Raw genomic sequence first — 1,430 nt, forward strand, 5'->3', positions numbered from 1 at the left:
GCTGTCGAACAGCTGGTCATGCCCGGTGATGCGGTGAATCTCGTTGAGCGCCAGGTGCTGGTGCTCGAGGGTGTCGTTGTGGGCACGTTGCAGCTGGCCCAGCAAGTCGGCGACGGTACTCGCCGCGGTGACGCGCGCGCGCACCGGCACGGTGTTGATCAGCAGGCCCACCATGGATTCCGCGCCGGGCAGATCGGCCGGGCGGCCCGAGACGGCGGTGCCGAAGGCGACGTCGCGTTGACCGGTCTGCCACATCAGCAGCTGCGCCCACGCCGCCTGCAGCACGGTGTTGACGGTGGTGCGGCAGGAGCGCGCGAGTTCGCCTAGAGCACTGGTGGTTTCGGCCGTCAATTGCAGGGTCGCCACGGCGCGCGGGCCCAGCCCGATTCGGCCCGCCGGGCCCACCATGGTGGGGGTGTCAAAACCGTCGAGCGCAGCGCGCCAGGCCTGGCGGGCGGCGGCGACGTCCCGATCGGCCAGCCAGGTGACGAACCCGCGGTACGGCAGCGCAGTCGGCAATCGCGAGCCGTAGTAGCAGGCGAAGATCTCTTGCAGCAGGATCGGAAGCGACCAGCCGTCCATCACGATGTGGTGGACGGTGACGAGGAACCGGTGTTCGTGATCCGCGGTGCGGATCAGCGCGGCCCGCAACGGCGGATCCGCACCGAGCTTTCGCGCCGCGACCCGCTCGGCGGTGCAGAGCCGCTGGACCTGTTCCTCGACGTCGCCGCCCCGGATCTCGACATGCTGATAGGCGAGGTCGGCAGCGCCGGGGATGATCTGCACGGGATCGCCGAAGTCCGAACAGAATCGGGCGGCCAGGTTGGGGTGGCGGGTGACGACGGTATCCAGGGCGCGCTGCAGTCGGTGCGAATCGAGGGCGCCGCGTAGCGTGATGTTCAGCTGGACGGCGTACACGTCGGCGTCACCCTGGCCGGCGGTCGCATGGAACAGCAGTCCCTGCTGCAGCGGGGTCAGCGGCAGGATATCGGCGACGTCGTATTGCCGCTCGAGTTGGTCGATCTGCTGCTGACTGAGCCTGGCGGGGGCGATGTCCGACGGGGTCAAGCCGCCGACGCCGCGCCGGACCAGGGCGCAGATGCCGGCCAGTGCCTCAAACCACAACCGGCTCAGTCGCTTTGCCTCACCACGCGTCAGCGCCGAGGGTGCCCACGTCCAGTTCGCCAGCAACTCGGGACCGTCGTCGGTCTCCATGGTGCCCGCATTGAGCTCCAGCGTGTGCGGCAACGGCAGCGCCAGCGTCGCGGCCGCCGCACTCAACGACGGACTGTTCGGGCTCGGCCGCCACAACTCGTCGGACAACCCGGCGGTTCCACCGCCGAGGCGACCCAGATAGTTGAACCCGATGTCCGGATCCGAACCAGCCAGTGCCACTTCGGGATTCAGGTAGCGCAACAGCCCGTAGGTCA

General features: G+C 69.0%; 1 protein-coding gene. It reads right to left on the minus strand.

The window, feature by feature from the left end; translation table 11 throughout:
• On the minus strand, nucleotides 1-1,430 hold a 1,430-nt coding region (locus A9W96_RS10545; protein ID WP_231999649.1), incomplete at both ends, for a condensation domain-containing protein.

This window comes from Mycobacterium sp. 1245852.3 (assembly GCF_001669335.1).
Lineage (GTDB): Bacteria > Actinomycetota > Actinomycetes > Mycobacteriales > Mycobacteriaceae > Mycobacterium > Mycobacterium europaeum_A.